At 46.4% G+C, this 638-nt stretch carries 1 protein-coding gene and 1 pseudogene; both read right to left on the reverse strand.

The features are described from left to right. Positions 1–397 (reverse strand): DUF1501 domain-containing protein (locus tag R7Q46_RS27860; RefSeq protein ID WP_318078389.1); only part of this gene is annotated, 397 nt, incomplete at its 3' end. A gap of 9 nt (positions 398–406) precedes the next feature. Beyond that, positions 407–638 (reverse strand): annotated as a pseudogene (locus R7Q46_RS27865) (DUF1800 domain-containing protein); the annotation flags it as partial.

Raw genomic sequence — 638 nt, forward strand, 5'->3', positions numbered from 1 at the left:
GTTCAATGGCTTGTTTTGTCACAGGTTGGTTGAGAATGCCGCTATTGAGCACCAAATTAGCATCGCCTTGTTGGAATAGTGGAGCAAGTGCCGACAACTTAGGATGCAGCCCAAGCGGAACGGCGTTGTTGTTTGCGTCGTTCGCATTCAATCCAATGGGAATAATGGTATTTTTGGCAACAGAAAGAGATCCTCTCACATTGGCGTACTGGTTGTAGTGAAAATTAGATAGCGGCAATATGGTATTAATCGCGTCGTTTCCGCCAGCTAAGTACACACAGATCAGCGCTCGGAAATCATTTGAAGGCGCGGCAAGTGAATAACCCGGCAATCCGAGTGAAGCGATCGCCCCAAACGATGCGGTGCTTTTTAGAAAGTTACGTCTCGAAATGTCCATAATTCACCCCTAATCCTGAATGTAAAATTCATCGCCAGAAATCGCAGTAAAGATAACGAGTGCGAGTTTTGTTGTTGGTACGTAATCGGTTCGATACTCATCCGACACTTCTAGCAAAAGCGCTTTGAGCTCAGGCGAAGCCGTGCCTGCAAAGAATCGTTCATCGACACGCTCAACGAGAGCTTCGTGATCATCGAGTAGGGAATACAGTTCGCTAAAGTCCAACGTATAAGTATCACCA

Source organism: Vibrio sp. 811 (assembly GCF_033339195.1).